Origin of the sequence: Micromonospora sp. LHW51205, from assembly GCF_003315815.1 — a bacterium.
Classification (GTDB): domain Bacteria; phylum Actinomycetota; class Actinomycetes; order Mycobacteriales; family Micromonosporaceae; genus Micromonospora; species Micromonospora chalcea.
The window spans coordinates 1-16,240 of record NZ_QMEZ01000008.1; the positions used below are offsets into that span (position 1 = coordinate 1).

A 16,240-nucleotide genomic window follows, 5' to 3' on the forward strand; every position below is an offset into this window, starting at 1 on the left:
GCGTTCGTCCTCGCCACAGCACCACCATCAGCGCACACCCTGCACTGGTCGATCTGGCGACGAACATCCCAAGCCCGAGCCCGTCGATCCCACTACCAGCGCAGACGAGCGAAGTGACGTTGGAGTATTAGGCGCTTGAGTTCCAGCGGGATGCCCCGATCCACGGTGCCCGGTCAGGCCCGGTGCGGTCAGTACGGCTCGTAGCAGATCGACGATGGGCACGCAGGGCAACCTGTATCGCAGCGGTGTATCTACAGCGAAGTTCGGGAAGGAGCCTTCCGGCTGAAGCGCACTACCTGGCATCCGGATCTGCCGCCTCCGGGTGGACTGGTGTTCATCGCCGGTGGTGACGCACGGTGATGTATGACTACCTCTCCTGCTTCCGCTTCCCATGTCGTACCGGCCGATCAACTCGTGGTGCGCGCCGCGGTGTCCGCCTTCTTGGGCCGCTACCGTGGCCAGACTCGTGTTCATACCGAGTCCGACCTGCGGATCTTTCTACGCTGGTGCACCGACCAAGACCTTGACCCACTGGCTGCGGTGCGCGTGGACATCGAGCGGTACGTACGCTGGCTGCAGGACGTACGCCGGTACCAGCCCTCGACGGTCTCGCGGCGCCTGTCGGTCGTGGTCGGGTTCTACCGGGTCTGCGTCATCGACGCCATCCTGGAACATTCCCCGGCCGACTACGTCCGCCGGCCCACGGTGCCGGCCGAGTCACCGACCCTCGGACTGGGTCACCTGCAGTTCGAAGCGCTGATCAGCACCGCCCGACAGTCCTCGAACCCGAACGACTTCGCCTTGGTCGCGCTCTTGGGCCTGCTCGGGCTGCGGATCTTCGAAGCCTGCGGGTCGAACATTGCCGACCTCGGTGAGGAACACGGGCATCGGGTCCTACGCGTGCGCGGTAAAGGCGGCAAGGTCGTCCTCGTCCCACTGCCACCCGCGGTAGCCAGAGCCATGGATCGGGCCGTTGACGAGCGCACCAGCGGGCCGATCCTGCGCAACGCCCATGGTCGGCAGATGGACCGGCACGCCGCCACCCGCCGGCTCAAGCACCTGGCCCGAGCCGCAGGGATCCGGATGCCGAGGATGCATCCCCACATGCTGCGCCACACGTTCGTGACGACGATGCTCGACGCCGGTGTCAGCCTGCGTGACGTGCAGATCGCCGCCCGCCACGCCGACCCGCGTACCACCATGCGCTACGACCGGGCACGCAAGAACCTCGACCGCCACCCCAATTACATCCTGGCCGCGTACATGGCCTCCGGGACATAGCCAGCGCTCGCGACTTTGCCGAGTAGTGAACTCGTCGTAATTGCAGGCGCTCCGCCAGCTTGATTGACCCCTTGGATAGCGTCAGAATCCCTCCGGCAGATTTTTAGGCGCCGCACTTCATTCGCTGAGCTCGTCCTCGATCGCATCGGAGAGGTTGGCCAAAATCTTTTCCCACTGCGACCTGCGAAGGGCTGACAACGGGTGGGACGGCGGGTTAACACTTTGGAACGCCGACAGAATCGGCGTTCGCTCGAACCGACTCGGTCGCAGGATAAGCGGCATGATTTTCGTTCCCTCGTGCTCGGCGGCCTGGAACAGCTTAGGCAATTCCTCGTTGACGATGAAGTCCGATGCGAGGAAGTCCGAACTGATCAGCGGTATGGCCATGCCGGCCACGTTCAACGCTACGTTAATCTCAGCGCGCCAGTTTTGGCCAGGCTTGATGTCCTTGTCCGACCAAAGCTGGATGATGCCGTCGCGGTGAATCGGCTTCAGGAAGACCAGTAGGCGTTCAAGCCAATCGGCATCTTTGTGGCTGTAGCTGATGAACACCTTCTTCTTGTCTCGTCGCTTGGCGGGACGGGACATGGCATCCGGGTCGAGCCGCCGATCGCCGGTCTTCGCGCCGGGGAAGGTCGGCGTGGTCGATGGTCTTGCTCGCGGAGGCGCCAGACTTGACAGTAGAGCAGTTCGAGCCTCCTCCTCGGAGAGACCATATATCCGGATCTGGCTGATCGGACGCAGTAGCGTCGGCACCTCGGTGGGTGCAACCAGGACCGGGATAACGCGCTTCTCCGGACCTCCGACGAGGAAGCTGAACCACTCTTCGGTCGTGTGTCGTTGCGATCCAAGCGATTGGGGCGAGATGACGGCGATCACGCTGTGTGAGCGGTCGACGGCAGCGGCGATAGCTTGCATCCAGTTCCCACCCGGCCTGATCTCCCAGGCGTCCAGCCAAACCGTCCAGCCGGCCTCCCGTAACTGTGCTGCGATCCACTCAGCCCAGGCTCGATCTGGTGCCGCGTAGCTGATGAAGAAGTCGAACTGATCCGAGTCCATCCTTGGAGACTAGTGAGTGGCAGGGGAGATCACTCGGTCGGCAATCTGACCTCGTGTGGATCGATCCGTGTCTCGGGTCATGCCGCACCGGCATCCTCATTTGCCGCCGCCCGGGCGCGGCCAGTGTAGGCGTCACGCTTCTCGCGAGCCGCGCAGGGTGGAACACGGTCGTGCCGAGTTGAGTGTGCCACCGAGGCGCTTCCGCGATTGCAACTGATTTGCCGATGAGAGGGCGGGTGGAGCCAGTTCGCGAACCACCCCCCAAAGGCGCATCTGCTGCTCAAGGTGACTGACGCGCCTGGGATCCAAGCGTGACTTCCTTAATGAGGACGCGCAAGCGTCCGATGCCCTCAACGAGTGCAACTTCAAAGTCTTTGGTCCCCGGTACCGCCGCAAGCACTTGGTCACGCCTAATGTGAACTCTTGCCACCATGAAGGGAAGCACATTAAAGCTTCTCATTAGATAGGCTTGGCGAATCATGGCTTCTGATTGGATCTCTCCCTCAACGCCAACACCCAACACGCTGTACCGCACCACGGCCTGCCTGAGAGTTGACGTCGCAGTCCGCGATGCCGTGACGAAAGCCAAGAAGTCCTCGAGCTCACTCTCAAGCGTGGTAGTGAGAAAGGCCGACGCCCCGCGTTCTAGCAACACCTGGACTATTTCCACAAAATCGGCCATCGACTGCTCCAAGTTGATTCTCACCCCCGCATCAATCGAATCGATGCTGGCATCAACGCGGAACTTGTCGAACGCGGTCGAAAGCTTGGTCAGCTGAATAGCAATCGGAACGTACACACCCTGCGTGTAGGCTCGTGCGTTTTCGAGGTAACTTTCTTGAATCTTTTGAAGATAGCCAATTTCGACCTCGCGCACCCTCTTGTTGGCAGCCAGAACGGTTGCCGCAGCTGCGGCGATCGCACCTGCGACGGCAGCGGCTGCGGCGATGGCGGCGGTGATCCATGCTGGTATCTGGTCAACTGTAGCTGCTGCCATAACGGGTATCATATGAGGAAACCTGCACCCTCACTTGTGGATGGCATGGCGACGGTTCGTTTCGGGTAGGTGCTCAGGCATGCTCTCATGCCGCGATCAGCGCGCCATGCTCGCCGAACGAGCGGCTGTGCCGGCAACTTCTGAACCTGCTGAAGAACCGGCTCCGGTTCGGGTCGGAAGCCACACCTTCCGACGGCCGATTCAGCTACCGGCCGCTCGGCTTGGTCTGAAACCAGAGGATCACGGTCGCGGCGAAGAACAGCAACACAAAGAACACGCAGGGGCACAGCAGCAGCACCGCCATCCCTTCCATGACGCACAGCCTAGGCTCGTTCCCCCCGGGTGGCTGCGCCCGCGGCTCCGAAAGACGCGACCATGCCTCGTACGGACCAAGACGGTCCGCATGGCCCCGCGAGCCGGCCTGCGGTCACTGGTCGGCGGCGAGGCCTACCGCGCTGGTTCATCGACTCCGTCTGACCAGCAGGTAGCGTCAGGCCGCGAAAGCCGCATGCCGCAACGCCGCGAAGGAGCACCGTGGTAACCGGGGGGCCGACACCGTCTCGAACACCCGGCAACGCCGACACGGTGCGCAATGGCTCTGGTGGTGACGGCATCCGTCGGCCTCACGCAACCCTGAGCAGCTCAGAACCAGCTCTCGCGCATGTCCAGCGTCGTCCGGTCCAGCCCTTCCAGCAGGTCAAACTGCGCCCCCACCTTCGGCAACTCCCACCTGTAGAAGTACCGCGCCGCCTGCCTCTTCCCCGCCAGGAACTCCCCCTCGGCCCCGTCCGGTGACCCCAGCGCCTCCACCGCGAGCACCTGCTCCAGCCACATCCACGCGATCACCACGTGCCCGACCGCCTCCAGGTAGACCGAGGCGTTCGCCAGCGCCAGCTCCGGGTCGCCTGGCGCCCACAACCGCCGCGTCACCACGGCGATCCGGTCCACCGCGGCGGCGAGCTGTCCGGCCATCTCGGAGGCGAACCCGTCGGCCTTCCACGCCCGGTTGACGGTGCCGCGGATCGTCTCCAGCAGCAGTTCCAGGGCGGCGCCGTCGCGCATGGTGACCTTGCGGCCGAGCAGGTCGAGGGCCTGGATGCCGTGGGTGCCCTCGTGGATGGCGTTGAGCCGGTTGTCGCGCCAGTGCTGCTCGACGTCGTAGTCGCGGGTGTAGCCGTACCCGCCGTGCACCTGGATGGCCAGGTCGTTTGCGGCCAGGCACCACTGCGCCGGCCAGCTCTTGGTGATCGGGGTGAGCAGGTCCAGCAGCAGTTGCGCCCTTTCACGGTCGGCCTCGGCGGGCGCGGTCTTCTGTTCGTCGAGCAGCCGTCCGCAGTAGAGCACCAGCGCGAGCGCGCCCTCGACGTAGCTCTTCTGGGCCAGCAGCATCCGGCGTACGTCGGGGTGGGCCACGATCGGCACCTGCGGCGTGGTGGGGTCCTTGTCGGCGACCGGGCGGCCCTGCGGGCGCTGCCGGGCGTACGCGACGGACTTCAGGTACGCGGTGTAGCCGAGCGCGGTGGCGCCGGCGCCGATGCCGATACGCGCCTCGTTCATCATGTGGAACATGACCGCGAGTCCCCGGTGCGGCTGTCCCACCAGGTAGCCGACCGCCCCGGCCCGCCCGTACGGCCGGTGCACGCCCTCGCCGAAGTTCAGCAACGTGTTGGTGGTGCCCCGGTAACCGAGCTTGTGGTTGAGCCCGACCAGCACCACGTCGTTGCGCGGCCCGAAGTTGCCGTCGTCGTCGAGCAGCGTCTTCGGCACGATGAACAGCGACAGGCCCTTCACGCCGGCCGGCGCGCCGGGGATGCGGGCCAGGACCAGGTGGACGATGTTCTCGGCCAGCTCGTGGTCGCCGCCGGAGATCCACATCTTGGTGCCGACGATCCGGTACGTGCCGTCGTCCTGCGGCTCGGCCCGCGTGGTGAGGTCGGTCAGGGAACTGCCGGCCTGCGGCTCGGACAGGCACATGGTGCCGAAGAACCGGCCCTCGACCATGGGGCGTACCCAGGTGGCGATCTGCTCGGCGCTGCCGTGGGCGAGCAGCAGGTTGGCGTTGCCGAGGGTGAGCATCGGGTACGCCGACGTGCCCACGTTGGCGGCCTGGAACCAGGCGAACGCGGCGGCGGCCACCGTGTGCGGCAGTTGCAGGCCGCCGACCGACTCGTCCATGGTGGCGGCGAGCAGCCCGGTCTCGGCGAACGCCTCCAGCGCGGCCTTGACCTGCGGGATGGTCCGTACGCGCTGCCCGTCGAACGTGGGCTCGCCGGTGTCGGCGGCCCGGTTGTGCGGGGCGAAGCGCTCGGCGGCCACCTGGGCGGCGAGGTCCAGCACCGCGTCGACGGTCTCCCTGGTGTGCTCGGCGTAGCGGGGTCGCTCGGTCAGCCGGGTCACGTCCAGCCAGTCGTGCAGCAGGAACGTGAGGTCACGGCGGGACAGCAGCAGATCGGACGAGGACAATGTGGACTCCTTCCGGTCAGCCGCGGCGCAACCCGGCGACGGCCTCCCGCAGGTCATCCTGACTGATCGGAGCCGGTGGCGCACCCTCCGCCGCTTCCCGGAGTGCCTTGGCGAGTTGCACCCGGCGTAGCGCCTCGCGAAGGTCCGCGCCGGTCAGCCCGGCCGTGTCGGCCGCGAGGGCGGCCGGGTCGAGGTCGTCGGCGAACATTGTGAAGCCGGGCCGCTCGTGCCGGTCGATCAGCTCGCGGACCATCTTGGTGAGGATCTCCGCGCGTCCGGCCTCGTCCGGCGCCGGAATGGCGATCTTCAGGTCGAAGCGGCCGGACCGGATCAGCGAGGCGTCGACGCGGTGCGGGAAGTTGGTGGTGGCGACCACGATGACGTCGGGGTTCTCCTCGAACAGCGTGTTCATCTCCTGCTTGAAGATGCCCGCTACCGCGTTGACGGCCTGGCTGGCCGCGTCGCCGCCGGCGCCGGCGTAGCTGATGATCGAGTCGAACTCGTCGAACAGCATCACTGTGGGCCGCCGGTAGCGGCGTGCCTCCCGGAAAATGCGCTTGATGTTGCGTTCCGAGCCGCCGAGGTACTTGTCCAGGATCTCCGGGGTGCGGATCTCCACGAAGTCCGCGCCGATCTCGTTCGCGAGGGCCCGGGCCAGCATGGTCTTGCCGGTGCCGGGCGGCCCGTACATCAGGATGCCCTGCGGCCGGCGCGCGCCCCAGCGGGCCATCGCCGCCGGGTGCCGGAACGACACCGCCACCTCGCGGAACTGCGCGACCACGTCGGACAGGCCGCCGACCTGGTCGAGGGTCACTGTCGCGCTGCGCGGCCCGGCCGCCGTCGTCACCGGTCGCCGCCCCACGACGTACGTCCGTCCGCGCAGCACGGTCGGCTCGTCGCTGTCGCCGGACAACTCGCGTACCGCCTGGAGCAGCAGGCCGAGCATCGCCGTCAGGTGCGCCGGACCCACGTCGGCGCTTGGTACGTCGGCGTGGATGCGTACCGTGCCGTTGTCCTGGTCGACGCGGGGCCGCAGCCCGGCTTCCCGGGCCGCGCGCAGCACCTCACGGCCGGCCTCGTCGCCGGGCGGCGCGGCGAGCGTGGCGACCGGTCGCGGCCAGATCCGCCGTCCGGCCTCCGCGGCCATCCGGCCCACCGCGGCGGCCGGGCCGTCGCCGCCGCGGGCGGCCAGCCGCTCGGCGAGCAGCACGCCGACCGGCCCGGCCAGACCGAGAGCGAGCAGGCCCGCCGGGGTGCTCTCCACCCGCAGGTACGCCTCGAAGCGGTGCGCCGGCTGCCCGTGCGCGGTGTCGGCGCGCACGGTGCAGAGCGCCTCCCGCACCGGGGCCGGGAAGTCGCCGTCGACCAGCAGCTCCACCGGCCCGTCGACGGCGGCGGCGAGCAGCCCCGCCGCGTCGGCGATGCGCACCTCGGCGCCGAGCAGCGGCACCGTCTCCTCGTCCGGCCGTACCTCGGTCATCGGCAGCCCTCTCCTCACGGCGGCGTCCGCTTCCCTCGCGTGGCGTCCGCCTCCGAGTCTGGCACCGGCCCGGCCGGGCGGCCACCGCTGAGCCGGCTGCTGCTCCCCGGCTGGTGCCCGCCCGGCCCGCTCCCCCGGCCGCTGCTCAGCTCGTCTCGGCGAGCAGGCCGTCGACCAGGTCGCGGGGCAGCCCGTGGGTGTCGTGCAGCCAGTGGTAGTCGCGCTCGGTCAGCGGGCCACGCTCCCGTACCCGGTCCACGAGCGGCCGTCCGCGTCGCAGCAGCCCGCGGAAGCGGCGCTCCTCGTCCACCAGCGTGGCGTGCAGCGAGCCGACGTCGGCCGGCTGACGGAAGCGGCGCAGCGTGTCCGCGTACAGCTCGGGCGGCAGGTCGTCGAGGGTGCGCGCCGGGTCGTCGCGCCACAGCACGGTGAGCGCGCGGCGCAGCAGCCGCCGCAGCACGTACCCGCGGCCGGTGTTGCCGGGGCGTACCCCGTCACCGAGCACGACCACCGCGGACCGCAGGTGGTCGGAGACCACGCGCAGGTCCGTGCCGCGCAGGCCCCAGTTGCCTACCTCGTCCACCCACCGGCGCAGCCCGTCGCCGGTGAACACGGACCGGTCGCCGCGCAACACCATCTCCAGCCGTTCCAGGCCCATGCCGGTGTCGATGCTGGAGTGCGGCAGCGGCGTGAGCCGCCCGTCGGGGTGCCGGTGGTAGCGCATCTGCACGTGGTTCCACACCTCCACCCACCGCGCGTCGCTGCTGGGCATGCCGGTGGGCGGGCCGTCGCCGGTCCACACGAAGATCTCCGAGTCCGGTCCGCAGGGGCCGGTCGGGCCGTTGGACCACCAGTTGTCCTCGCCCAGCGCCTCCACCGGCACACCGAGCCCGGTCCAGGTGTCCCGCGCGGTGACGTCCGGTCCTTCACCGCTGCCACCGCCGAAGACCGTGGCGTGCAGCCTCTCCACCGGGATGCCGAACCCGTCGGTGAGCAGGTCGAAGCCCCAGCGCAGGCTGGTCGCGATGTCGTAGTCGCCGAGCGACCACGAGCCGAGCATCTGGAAAACGGTCAGGTGCGTGTCGTCGCCGACCTCGTCCAGGTCCGTGGTGCGCAGGCACCGCTGCACGTTCGCCAATCGCCGCCCGCCCGGGTGCGGGCGCCCCAGCAGGTACGGCGTGAGCGGGTGCATGCCGGACGTGGTGAACAGCACCGGGTCACCGGGCGGCGGAATGAGTGAGCTCTCCGGCGCGCGCTGATGGTCGTGCCGGTGGTAGTGGTCCAGGAACGTCCGGGTGATGTCGTCGGGTGTCATGGCGGGTGCCTTCCGGGTACGGGTGACCGGACGGCCCGCCGCGCGCGTTGGCGTCGACACGACGACGCCGGCGGACCGTTTCCGGTCGCCGGCGTGGGTGTGGGGCAGGTCAGGCGGCGGCAACCGGCGAGCGGGAAGCTCGCGCGGCCGCGGCGGTAAGACTGCGCCTGCTCTGCATACATCGACGCTAGCCCGGCCGCCCCTGTCCCGCCCACCACTTTTCCCGCGCCCCGCCCTCGCGTCTCATGATCAACACCACTCCCCCGAAATGGCGGGGTCGGCGCCCCTCGGATGCCGCCACTTCGCCGAGCTGGAGTTGACCATGCCGCCCCCGGGGTGCGGGTGGAACGCCATGGGTGTCAAAACGGGCCGGAGACACCCGTGGTGTTCCACCCGAGCGAGGCGGGAAGCGGGAGGTGGGTGGCGGGAGGCGGGCGTCAGCGAATGGGGGTGAGCAGGCGGCGGTAGAGGGCGTCGAGGCGTTCGGCCTGCGCCTCCCACGTCCACCCCGGGAGCGGGGAGTCCTCACCCTCGTACGCGGCGCGGTAACGGGCCGGATCCGCGAGCACCGCCCGCACTGCGCGGGCCAGGTCGGCGGCATCGCGGGCACGGAACACCTCGCCCTGCCCGGTGGCCCGGACCGTCTCGGCCATGGTGCGGACGTCGCTGACCACGATCGGCAGCCGCGCGTGCGCGTACTCGAAGAACTTGGTGATCAGCGCGATCTCGTGGTTGGGCCAGTGGTGCAGCGGGATCAGCCCGATGTCGGCGGTGGCGAGGAACGCGACGAGCTGGCGGTGCGGCACGTACGGCAGCACGTGCACCCGGTCGCCCACCCCGTGCCGGGCCGCACGGGCGACGACCTGGCGGACGTAGGCGGCAGCCGGGTCGGCGACGACAAGCGCCAGGTGTGCGCCGGGCAGCAGCGGCAACGCCTCGACCACCGTGTCCACGCCGCGCTGCACGGCCATCGCCCCGCTGTAGACCAGCAGCGGCGTGTCCGGTGGCAGACCGCAGCGCTTCCGCAGATCGGGAGCGGATGTCTCCGTGGTGGCGGCGATCGGGGCGTTGAGGATCACGGTCGGGCGTTCGGGCAGGGCGTGGTCGCGTACCAGCAGGTCGGCGAGCGTGTCGGAGACGGTGACGACCGCGTCGGCGTGACCGACGTACTCGCGGACGTAACCGAGGTGGGCGGGCAGCCAGCGGGCGTTGTCCCGACGCGGCCGCGCCCCGGGCAGCCACTCGTGCGCGTCCCAGATCAGCTTGACGTCACGTCCGGCGGCGCGGGCGCGGTCCACGGCGCGGGCGGCCACGCCGAGCATCCGGAAGTCGTGCGCGTGGATCAGGTCGGGGCGCAGGTCGTCGACGACCGGTCCGGCGACCCGTTCGTAGTCCCAGAGGCCCGGCTCCAGCCGCCGCCAGGCCCCGTCGCGCAGCCGGGCCCGCCAGAAACGGACCTCGGCGTGCTCGACGGGCCGGCGGGCCAGCCGCGCCGCGCGCAACGGCAGTCCGCCCCGGGCCACCAGCCGAGCCCGCAGCCCGGAAACGCTGCGCAGACCGGACACGCCACGCAGGCCGGAGCCGTCGCGCGAACCAGCGTCACGGCCCGAGGCGGAGGCGCCGCCGCGCGGGCTGGAGAGGACGGCCGATGCGGTGGCGGGTGGAGTGGCGCGAGCGGCGGCGAGCGGCAGGACGCGTACCTCGGCGTCGCCGAGCCGCCAGCGGCGTTCGGCGTCGACGTGGGCGCAGCCGATCAGCGTGACGTCCCAGCCGGCGTCGGCGGCCGAGCGGGCCGTCTTCTGCACCCGCGAGTCACCCTCGACCGCGTTGTCGACGAGCATGACCACGCGCCGCATCGGCGTTCCACCCCTTCACCCGTACGCCCGGACGGGCGCGAGTGTACGGGGACGCGGGGCTGTCACGACGGCCGCGAAGACCGCTCTGAGCTGCGCGGATACCGACTGTGCAGCGGCTGGTCGGGTGCCGGCCGGTGGAAGTTCACCGGCCGTGCACCGAACGGCCCCGGTCAGGCCGTGCCGGAGGAGACCAGCGGGGCCGGGGCGACCGGCTGCCGGCTGTCGTTGCGGTTGGGCAGCGACAGGCGGATGACCTTCCACCACGCGGACGCGACCTGCTTGGGCAGCGGGCCGGTGGTGTAGTGCAGGCCGTACCTGTCGAACAGCGCGCGTACCTGCGGCGCGATCTCCTGGTAGCGGTTGCTGGGCAGGTCGGGGAAGAGGTGGTGCTCGATCTGGTACGACAGGTTGCCGGTCATGATGTGCAGCAGCCGGCTGCCGCTGATGTTGGCCGAGCCGAGCATCTGGCGCAGGTACCACTCGCCGCGCGTCTCGCCCTCGATGGAGGTCTTCTCGAACGTCTCCACGCCGTTGGGGAAGTGCCCGCACATGATCACCGAGTGGCTCCACACGTTGCGCAGCAGGTTCGCGGTGAACGTGGCGGCGAGCGTGGTCAGGAACGAGGGGCCGGACAGCAGCGGGTGCACCACGTAGTCCTTGAGCACCTGGCGGCGGATCTTGCGGCCGACGGCGCGGGCCTTGGCGCGGAACTTCGGGTCCTTGAGCTTGCGCTGCTTGAGGTGGTCGCCGAGTTCCATGTCGTACGCGGCGATGCCGTACTCGAAGAACATGGCGTTGATCAGGTTCCAGAGCGGCTGGCCGAGGTGCATCGGGTGCCACGGCTGGTCCTCGTCGACGCGCATGATGCCGTAGCCGAGGTCGTTGTCCTTGCCGACGACGTTGGTGTAGCGGTGGTGCAGCTCGTTGTGCGACTGCTTCCACTGGTCGGCCGGGGAGACGTGGTCCCACTCCCAGGTGGTGGAGTGGATCTTCGGGTCGCGCATCCAGTCCCACTGGCCGTGCAGGACGTTGTGCCCGATCTCCATGTTCTCCAGGATCTTGGCGACCGTGAGGCCGGCCGTGCCGACGATCCAGGCCGGCGGGAACAGCGAGAACAACAGCACCGCGCGACTACTCATCTCCAGTGTCCGCTGGGTCTTGACCACCTTGCGGATGTAGCGGGCGTCCCGCTCCCCCCGGTCGGCGAGGACCCGGTCCCGGATCGCGTCCAACTCCTTGCCGATGATCTCGATGTCCTCGGCGCTCAGGTGGGCGATCGGGTTGACGGCCTTCTTCTGGATGACGGTCACGTGGGTGGCTCCTGTCAGAGATCGATGTCGCAGGTACCGGCGGCGGCCGACACGCACGTCTGGACGAGCACGCCGTCCCCCGGTACGGCAGTGGTGACGTCGCCGTTGCGCAGGTCACGGACGGCGCCCTGGCGCAGCGGTACGACGCAGCCGAAGCAGATGCCCATCCGGCACCCGGAAGGCATCAGCACTCCGGCGTTCTCCCCCGCGTCGAGCAGGGTGGTGGCGCCGTCGGACTCGACTGTCACCCCTGCTCCGGTGAAGGTCACCGTGCCTCCCTCGCCCGGCGTGATCACCGTCGGGCGGAACCGCTCGGTGTGCAACCGTTCGACGAGGCCGTTCGAGGACCAGTACCCCTCGACCGCGTCGAGCATGCCGATCGGGCCGCAGGCCCACGCCTCGCGGTCGAGGTGGTCGGGCACCAGGGCGGCGAGTTCGGCGACGTCGAGCAGGCCGTCGGTGTCGGTGTGCCGCTCGACCAGCCGCAGCGCGCCGCGGTCGGCGAGCGTGCGCAGTTCCGTACCGAAGATGACGTCGTCGCGGGTGGGCGCGGAGTGCACGAGCACCACGTCGGCCCGGTCGGCCAGCCCGGAGCGCAGCATCCCCATGACCGGGGTGATGCCGCTGCCGGCGGTGAGGAACAGGACCCGCTCGGGCGTCGTGGCGGGCAGCACGAACTCGCCCTGGGCCTGGTCGAGGTGCACGATCGTGCCGGGCCGGAGCCGGCGTACGAGGTGGTTGCTGACCTTGCCGTCGGGGATGGCCTTCACGGTGACGCTGATCCGGCCGTCGGGGGCGTCCGGCGCAGAGGTGACCGAGTACGCGCGCCACTGGCGCACGCCGTCGACGTCGACGCCGAGGCGGATGTACTGCCCGGGCAGGTGCCCCTGCCAGGCGCGGCCGGGCTGGATCACCAGCGTGGCCGCGTCCCGGGTCTCCGGGCGGACGGCGACGATCCGGCCGCGCAGCGGTGCGCCGGCGCGCAGCGGCGCGATCAGGTCGAGGTAGTCGTCGGGCAGCACCGGCGTGGTGACCGTTCCGGCCAGCCGCAGCAGCCTGTCCCGGAAGGTGACCTTCTGAGGGCGGCGGGAGGCAGTTGTGGTCATATGACCAGCGTGACCGCCCGATCGCATAACATCTTGACCAGCAAAGGTGAAAAGGTCGCGGGTTTTTGTTCGGAGGGAACAACATGACGTTGGAGGCCGGCACTGGGCAGCGCGCCGCGCACCTCAACCTCGAGGCCGGCATGGCCGCGACGCTGCGCGACCGGCTGCCGATGGTCGCCGAACGGACCGTCTCCGCGATCACCGCCGAGGTGCCGGACTACTCAGGCGCGCTCACCGGCGCCATGCGGGCGAAGATCGAAAACGCGGTACGCATCGCGCTCGGCACGTTCCTCCAGCTCATCGAGGGTACCCAGGCGTTCGACCCGAGCACTCCCCTGGCCCCGGCGCTGGAGGCCGCGTACGCGCTGGGCAGCGGTGAGGCCCGCTCGGGGCGCAGCATGGACGCGCTGCTGGCCGCGTACCGGGTGGGCGCACGGGTGGCCTGGCGTGAGGTGTCCACCACGACGGTGCGCAGCGGGCTCGCCGCCGAGACGGTGGCCGAGTTCGCCGAGCTGATGTTCGCGTACATCGACGAGCTGTCCGCGGCGAGCGTGGCCGGGCACGCCGACGAGCTGGCCAGCGCCGGCCGGATGCGCCGCCGCAGCCTGGAACGGCTCACCCAGCAGTTGCTGGCCGGTGAGCCGGAGGAGTCGCTGCGGCGCAGCGCGGAGCGCGCCGACTGGCCGCCGCCGCAGACGCTGACGGTGGTGCTGCTGCCCCGCCGGCACCTGCGCGCCGTGTTGGCACTGCTCAGCCCGCACACGCTGGAGAGCGGCGAGGACCTGCCCGGCATGAACCCGGTCGAGGAGCTGGCCGTACTGCTGGTGCCGGACATGCACGGCGGCCGGCGCCGCCAGCTCACCCGGCTGCTGCACGGGCACCGGGCGGTGCTCGGCCCGGCCCGCCCCTGGCACCGGGTCGCCGCGTCGTACCAGCGGGCCACCCGGGCGCTCGCGCTCGGCCTCGGCGAGCCGGACGCCGGGCCGGTCGACACTGAGCGTCACCTGGCCACGCTGCTGCTCAGCGTGGACCCGGAGGCGCTGGCCGACCTGCGCGCGCAGGCCCTCGCGCCGCTGGCCGCGCTGCCCCCGGCCACCGCGCACCGGCTGGCCGAGACGCTGCGGTCGTGGCTGCTGCACCAGGGACGCCGCGACGACGTGGCCGCCGACCTGTTCGTGCATCCGCAGACCGTCCGCTACCGGATGGGCAAGCTCCGTGAGCTGTTCGGCGACCGGCTGCTCGACCCCGCCGCCGTCCTCGACCTCACGATCGCGCTGGCCGTACCCCCGGAGGCGGACGCCGTCTGACGTCGCGCCGGGGCGCACGGCCCGGTGCGGCCGGGACCTCCGGCCCTGTCCGCCCGCGACGGCGGCGGGCAGGGTCGGAAGGGGACGAGCAACCAGGAGGGCCGCCATGAACAGCACACCGACCCGCACCGGCCAGGACCCGAGGGTACGGGTGCTGGAGGCGGCCGCCCGGCAGTCCCTGCACGCCCCGTCGGTGTTCAACACCCAGCCCTGGCGCTGGCGGATCACCGCGGACGCGCTGGAGCTGCGCGGCGACCCGGATCGGCAGCTCACGCACACCGACCCGGACGGCCGGTTGCTGATGCTGAGCTGCGGCGCCGCCCTGCACCACGCGCGCGTGTCGCTGGCGGCGTTCGGCTGGGCGGCGGTGGTCGAGCGACTGCCCGACCCGTCCGACCCGTCGTTGCTGGCCCGGATCCGCACGACCGGCCCGATCGACCTGGACGTGCCGGCGGGCCGGCTCGTCGACGCGATCCCGCGCCGCCGCACCGACCGGCGGGCGTACGGCGACCGGCCGGTGCCGGAGGCGGTGCTGGCCCGGCTCGGGGACGCCGTCGAGGCAGAGGGCGCCCACCTGCACGTGGTCCGGCCGGACCAGATGCCGATGCTCGCCGTGTCCACCGGCCGCGCCGCCGAGGCGGAGCTGGCCGACCCCGCGTACCGGGAGGAGCTGAACCGGTGGACCAACCGGCCGGCGGGCAGCGGCGACGGCGTGCCCGCAGCCACCGCCGTGCGGCCCTCCCCACGGCGGGTGCCGCTGCGCGACTACGCGCCCGGCGGGGCGGCCGGCCTCAGCGCGGGCACGGACTTCGACCGCGGCGCGGCGTACCTGATCCTGTTCGGTGAGGACGACGAGCCGGCCGCCTGGCTGCGCGGCGGCGAGGCGCTGTCGGCGCTGTTGCTCACCGCCACCGCCGAAGGGCTGGCCAGCGCACCGCTCAGCGACGCCGTCGAGCTGGCCTGGCCGCGCCGGATGATGCGTGACCTGCTCGCCGGCATCGGCAGCCCGTACCTGATCGTGCGGGTCGGCTGGGGCCCGGAGGCCGAGCTGCCGCCGGCGCCGCGCCGCGCGCCGGGCGACGTCATCGAGGTGGTGGACTGACTCCGGCCTCTACGACTTCGATGCCCGCCGGATGTGGCTGATCGACCTGGACGAGTACCGGCGGGGACCGTTCGTGCTCGACTCCGGCCGGCTGCCCGGGTCCCGCCGCTACCTGTCGCCGCAGGAGCTGACCCGGGGCGCGACCGTCGACGACCGCCTCACGGCCCACGCGCTCGGTCGCACGCTTCGCCACCCGCCCGACGGCCTGTCCGGCTGGCGGAACGCGCGGTCGTCGCCCGGGCCACCCGCGCCGATCCGGCCGCGCGGCACGCCACCGTGGCCGCCCTGATCGGCCCCTTCGGCGACCCGAGCCCAGGCCAGGTGGTGACTGTCCGTCACCCCGATCCCGATGCAGCGCATCGTCACATTCAGTGATGGGCGGTTTCTGGGGCGAATGCACCGCCTTTCCGCGCACACTGCGCCTGAGCAGCCAAAATGCTCAACTGGTCGTTGACGATGCTGTTGCCTCTCCGCCGACTTTGCTCTGCAGCCTCATACGCGGCGGTAGCCGTGAGTCACCGTCGCGTCGATGGCTGCAGAGCAAAGTGGCCCGAGGTCAACCATGCGGGCTCAGCTTTGGCACTACCGTACGTGACGGCGAGGGGGTCGACATGTCGGGACGACCAGGGCCGGGTGCGGGGCGGCCGTCGGGCGGAAACCCGCTCCCGGGGCCCGTCCGGCGCATAGCGTGGGGCGAGGTGGCCTGCCCGGGGCGCCGGTGAGCGGAGGGAGAACGCGGTGACTGAGCCGGAGGAGGAGCAGGAGAAGACCCGCAAGACCGATCGGGTGCTGTTCTCGCCCGACGGCGACCCGCACCACACGCTGGCCGAGGCGCCCCAGCCGGACGAGCACCTCCCGCCCACCGTCACCCGCGACGGCCACACGGACGTGCTCGACGACGAGCAGTGAGCGCACGAACCCGCCCGGCCGACCGGGCGGGTTCCAGCCGCCCCGGAGGGCGGCC

At 70.6% G+C, this 16,240-nt stretch carries 13 protein-coding genes; 5 read left to right on the plus strand and 8 right to left on the minus strand.

The window, feature by feature from the left end; all coding sequences use genetic code 11:
• Positions 1-417 precede the first annotated feature (417 nt).
• Positions 418-1,281: a tyrosine-type recombinase/integrase gene (locus DQE82_RS24715; RefSeq protein WP_043330232.1), complete on the plus strand. Its 864-nt coding sequence runs from the start codon at positions 418-420 to the stop codon at positions 1,279-1,281.
• Between the two features lie 117 nt (positions 1,282-1,398).
• Here DQE82_RS24715 and DQE82_RS24720 read toward each other — a convergent pair whose 3' ends face one another.
• From DQE82_RS24720 to DQE82_RS24755, 8 genes are all read right to left on the minus strand, one after another.
• A complete protein-coding gene (locus DQE82_RS24720) occupies positions 1,399-2,340 on the minus strand; it encodes a toll/interleukin-1 receptor domain-containing protein (RefSeq protein ID WP_113974248.1) in 942 nt (313 codons plus the stop codon).
• 280 nt (positions 2,341-2,620) lie between these two features.
• The gene (locus DQE82_RS24725) at positions 2,621-3,337 is read right to left on the minus strand and encodes a hypothetical protein (RefSeq protein WP_147265162.1); all 717 of its coding nucleotides are present in this window, start codon (positions 3,335-3,337) and stop codon (positions 2,621-2,623) included.
• 642 nt (positions 3,338-3,979) lie between these two features.
• Positions 3,980-5,800 (minus strand): acyl-CoA dehydrogenase, encoded by a 1,821-nt coding sequence (locus DQE82_RS24730; RefSeq protein ID WP_113974252.1) that lies wholly within the window; start codon positions 5,798-5,800, stop codon positions 3,980-3,982.
• Positions 5,801-5,816: 16 nt separating this feature from the next.
• Positions 5,817-7,280: a 26S protease regulatory subunit gene (locus tag DQE82_RS24735; RefSeq protein ID WP_113974254.1), complete on the minus strand. Its 1,464-nt coding sequence runs from the start codon at positions 7,278-7,280 to the stop codon at positions 5,817-5,819.
• A 145-nt stretch (positions 7,281-7,425) separates the two neighbouring features.
• Positions 7,426-8,595 carry an alanine--tRNA ligase-related protein gene (locus DQE82_RS24740; RefSeq protein WP_113974256.1) on the minus strand — a complete coding sequence of 390 codons (1,170 nt, stop codon included), beginning with the start codon at positions 8,593-8,595 and terminating at the stop codon, positions 7,426-7,428.
• Between the two features lie 437 nt (positions 8,596-9,032).
• Positions 9,033-10,436, minus strand: coding sequence for a glycosyltransferase family 4 protein (locus DQE82_RS24745; protein WP_113974465.1), 1,404 nt, complete (start codon positions 10,434-10,436; stop codon positions 9,033-9,035).
• A 185-nt stretch (positions 10,437-10,621) separates the two neighbouring features.
• Complete coding sequence (locus DQE82_RS24750; RefSeq protein WP_043324718.1) at positions 10,622-11,761, minus strand: acyl-CoA desaturase; 1,140 nt, start codon at positions 11,759-11,761, stop codon at positions 10,622-10,624.
• A gap of 14 nt (positions 11,762-11,775) precedes the next feature.
• Complete coding sequence (locus tag DQE82_RS24755; protein WP_113974258.1) at positions 11,776-12,867, minus strand: ferredoxin reductase; 1,092 nt, start codon at positions 12,865-12,867, stop codon at positions 11,776-11,778.
• 83 nt (positions 12,868-12,950) lie between these two features.
• Here DQE82_RS24755 and DQE82_RS24760 point away from each other — a divergent pair, with 83 nt between their 5' ends.
• From DQE82_RS24760 to DQE82_RS30890, 4 genes are all read left to right on the plus strand, one after another.
• Positions 12,951-14,174: a CdaR family transcriptional regulator gene (locus DQE82_RS24760; protein ID WP_113974260.1), complete on the plus strand. Its 1,224-nt coding sequence runs from the start codon at positions 12,951-12,953 to the stop codon at positions 14,172-14,174.
• 106 nt (positions 14,175-14,280) lie between these two features.
• Positions 14,281-15,276: a nitroreductase gene (locus DQE82_RS24765; RefSeq protein ID WP_069090147.1), complete on the plus strand. Its 996-nt coding sequence runs from the start codon at positions 14,281-14,283 to the stop codon at positions 15,274-15,276.
• A gap of 31 nt (positions 15,277-15,307) precedes the next feature.
• Positions 15,308-15,565 (plus strand): hypothetical protein, encoded by a 258-nt coding sequence (locus DQE82_RS24770; RefSeq protein WP_233514775.1) that lies wholly within the window; start codon positions 15,308-15,310, stop codon positions 15,563-15,565.
• Positions 15,566-16,014: 449 nt separating this feature from the next.
• Positions 16,015-16,185, plus strand: a complete 171-nt coding sequence (locus DQE82_RS30890; protein WP_013285860.1) for a hypothetical protein — start codon at positions 16,015-16,017, stop codon at positions 16,183-16,185.
• Positions 16,186-16,240: the final 55 nt, after the last annotated feature.

Coding starts and splice junctions, on each gene's coding strand:
- DQE82_RS24770 (WP_233514775.1), top strand. CDS start 15,308: ATGTGGCTGATCGACCTGGACGAGTACCGGCGGGGACCGTTCGTGCTC.
- DQE82_RS24725 (WP_147265162.1), bottom strand. CDS start 3,337: ATGGCAGCAGCTACAGTTGACCAGATACCAGCATGGATCACCGCCGCC.
- DQE82_RS24735 (WP_113974254.1), bottom strand. CDS start 7,280: ATGACCGAGGTACGGCCGGACGAGGAGACGGTGCCGCTGCTCGGCGCC.
- DQE82_RS24755 (WP_113974258.1), bottom strand. CDS start 12,867: ATGACCACAACTGCCTCCCGCCGCCCTCAGAAGGTCACCTTCCGGGAC.
- DQE82_RS24740 (WP_113974256.1), bottom strand. CDS start 8,595: ATGACACCCGACGACATCACCCGGACGTTCCTGGACCACTACCACCGG.
- DQE82_RS24745 (WP_113974465.1), bottom strand. CDS start 10,436: ATGCTCGTCGACAACGCGGTCGAGGGTGACTCGCGGGTGCAGAAGACG.
- DQE82_RS24720 (WP_113974248.1), bottom strand. CDS start 2,340: ATGGACTCGGATCAGTTCGACTTCTTCATCAGCTACGCGGCACCAGAT.
- DQE82_RS24765 (WP_069090147.1), top strand. CDS start 14,281: ATGAACAGCACACCGACCCGCACCGGCCAGGACCCGAGGGTACGGGTG.
- DQE82_RS24760 (WP_113974260.1), top strand. CDS start 12,951: ATGACGTTGGAGGCCGGCACTGGGCAGCGCGCCGCGCACCTCAACCTC.